Origin of the sequence: Streptomyces himalayensis subsp. himalayensis, from assembly GCF_013778455.1 — a bacterium.
Classification (GTDB): Bacteria; Actinomycetota; Actinomycetes; order Streptomycetales; family Streptomycetaceae; genus Streptomyces; species Streptomyces himalayensis.
Map to the genome: position 1 here is coordinate 1 of NZ_JACEHE010000077.1, position 2860 is coordinate 2860.

Consider the following 2860-nt stretch of genomic DNA (forward strand, 5'->3'; position numbering starts at 1 on the left):
ACCGCCCTGAGGTGACCCCTCTTCGGTCGGCGTGTGCAGGCCGTTCTCGACCACTCCCGCTTTCAGCCATCCCCGGATCATTTCCCTGGCAGGGAAAGACCCGATCGCCTCAAGCAGTGGCTTGTGGTCGATCCTGTCGAACGCGGCGGACAAATCAGCGTCCAGAACCCACAGCCTCCTGGCCCGGGAGCCTTTCAGCGTGGAATAGAGAGCACCGATGGCGTCCGCGCAACTGCGGCCCGGCCGAAATCCGTAGGACCTCGGCTCGAAGCGCGCTTCCCACTCGGGTTCCAGCGCGTTACGGACACGCGCCTGATGGCACCGGTCCATGATCACGGGGATACCGAGTGGCCGTTGTTTTCCATTGGCCTTTGGAATGTACACACGCCGGACCGGCAACGGATTCCAGGATGAGCGCGTACGGTGCACACGCACGGCCACGTCCATCCTGACCTCGGGCGACAGGGCGGTCTCCCCGTCGATCCCGGCCGTCCGACGTCCCACATTGCGCTGAGTCACCTGCCGCACGCTGATCAGCGTGTTCGACCATGACCTCAGCATCAGTTTCTGCAAGGACCGGACCATGGCCCAATCCTTTTCCCGCGTCGCCTTGAAGATCCTCTGCCTCAGCCTCGCTACGTGGTCCTCGTGGTGACGCCATGCGATGTCGTCCCAGTCGGCAATGTCCTTGGGTCCGTTCACCGTGGTGTCCAACTTGTCCCTCGGTTCGGGAGGCCCCCGGCCTCGGTTTTCAAAGGCTCACCAGCCCACGTCAGCTCCCTTTCGGGCCCGGTCTCCAGGACCGTCATCCGGCCGGTTCCCCGAGACAGCCGCTTGGAGGGGCAGCCATGGTCCCGAGTCCCGCTGCCTTTCGGCCGCCGGCATCTGCTTCTTGGGCTTCCTGTCCCGCCGAGGAGTTCCGCCCCTCTTGCGATCGGCCTACCGGGCTGAAGGCCCGGACCCCGACGGGGTTTCCACGTTCCGCGCACCCGAGATACGACCGGGGTGGGCGCCCCCTACACCCCGGGGCCAGCGGTGTTCCCACGGCCGGTAGATCGTCACCGGCCGCCGCTCGCCGCCTCCTCCAGCGGCTAGGCCCTTGCACCCTGCTTCTCGTCCCGTCTCCCAAGGCTTGGGCTGACGAGGCATCGTCGGGGGTTCACTTGCGTTCGCCCGTCCGGCCTTCCCCTCGCCCGGTTGCTCCCCCGGACGGAGCGGGGGCCCTTGAGCTTCTTCCCTGGGCTTCGCACCCTCACAGACGGGACCTGTGAACGCACGCCAGGGCGGGGACTGATCTCGAACACTGATCAGGAACTACGCCACCGGTCTATAACCGGCCTCCAATCTGCGAGTTCACTCGAAATGCGCGACTTCGTGTCGCACCTATCCGCGCCCACTGCGCGTCAGTCAACGGCACGGACAGACCAACGATCCGATGATCGGTAAGAAACGCCCTAGGTCCGTGTCGCCGATCGTGAAGTTGAAGTCGCGAGAATAGCCAAGGTCGCTACATGGCCGGTCGGACAGAGGTCAGGTCCTCCAGACTCACCCTGCACTGGAGTTCCGGCGGCACCGAAGGCGCAGTGAACCGCATCAAGAAGATCCAGAGGCAGCTCTACGGACGAGCCGGATTCGAACTACTCCGCAAGGTGATCCTGCTTCAGTAACCTTCCGCGACCGCTCCCCAAGATCTGTGCCAGAACCGAGAATCAGCAACGCTTCGGGTTCAGGGCCGTCAGCGTGATCGTCTGTGTCAACTGCCCGCCAACTTACGGCGATGGCGCGTCTGCATAGGGTGTGAGCTGGGGTAGCCGGCGATACCAGTGAGGCAGCCCCGTTGCGGGAACGTAGCCGAGGGGGAGACAGCCGTCCGATGAATCAGATCCTGTTCGCCGGGGCCATTGGCCTCTTTCTGACCCTGATCGGCACCCCGGTGCTGATCAAGCTGCTGGCTCGCAAGGGGTATGGGCAGTTCATCCGGGACGACGGGCCACGGGGCCATCACGGCAAGCGTGGAACGCCGACGATGGGCGGCATCGCCTTCATCCTGGCCACTCTCATCGCGTACGCACTGACCAAGGTCGTCACTGGCGAGGGCGTGACCTACCCGGGCCTGCTGGTGCTGTTCTTGATGGCGGGCATGGGCGTCGTCGGATTCCTGGACGATTACATCAAGATCGTCAAGCGGCGTTCGCTGGGTCTGCGGGCCGGGGCGAAGATGTCCGGCCAGCTGATCGTCGGCATCCTGTTCGCTGTGCTGGCCGTCCAGTTCGCGGACGACCGCGGCCAGACCCCGGCCTCCCTGAGGCTGTCATTCGTCACCGACTTCGGCTGGACCATCGGGCCGGTGCTGTTCGTCGTGTGGGCGCTGTTCATGATCCTGGCCATGTCGAACGGGGTGAACCTGACGGACGGTCTGGACGGGCTGGCGGCCGGCGCCTCGGTCATGGTCTTCGGCGGATACACCTTCATCGGCCTGTGGCAGTTCCAGAAATCGTGCGCCAACGCGATGACGATGACTGACCCCGCCTCCTGTATGGAGGTCCGCGACCCGCTCGACCTCGCCGTCATCGCCTCCGCGCTCATGGGCGCCTGCTTCGGGTTCCTGTGGTGGAACACCTCACCCGCCAGATTTTCATGGGTGACACCGGCTCGCTCGCCCTCGGCGGCGCCCTGGCCGGCCTGGCCATCTGCTCTCGTACCCAACTGATGCTCGCCGTGCTGGGCGGCCTGTTCGTCATGATCACCCTGTCCGTGGTCATCCAGGTCGGCTCGTTCAAGATGACTGGCAAGCGCGTCTTCAAGATGGCGCCGCTGCAGCATCACTTCGAACTCAAAGGCTGGTCCGAAGTTCTGGTCG

The 2860-nt window shown here is 64.7% G+C and carries 2 protein-coding genes and 1 pseudogene; 2 read left to right on the forward strand and 1 reads right to left on the reverse strand.

The genetic code is table 11. The features are described from left to right. Positions 1-702: reverse transcriptase N-terminal domain-containing protein (locus H1D24_RS41450; RefSeq protein WP_181662944.1), on the reverse strand; the 702-nt coding region annotated here is incomplete at its 3' end. 809 nt (positions 703-1511) lie between these two features. On the opposite strand from H1D24_RS41450, the gene H1D24_RS41455 reads away from it, so the two are divergent. After that, positions 1512-1667, forward strand: a complete 156-nt coding sequence (locus H1D24_RS41455; RefSeq protein WP_220137811.1) for a hypothetical protein — start codon at positions 1512-1514, stop codon at positions 1665-1667. A gap of 206 nt (positions 1668-1873) precedes the next feature. Beyond that, a pseudogene (gene mraY, locus H1D24_RS41460) lies at positions 1874-2860 on the forward strand (phospho-N-acetylmuramoyl-pentapeptide-transferase); the annotation flags it as partial.

What these genes read in the sequence shown, in the direction of transcription:
- H1D24_RS41455 (WP_220137811.1), top strand. Translation starts at nt 1,512, where the DNA reads ATGGCCGGTCGGACAGAGGTCAGGTCCTCCAGACTCACCCTGCACTGG.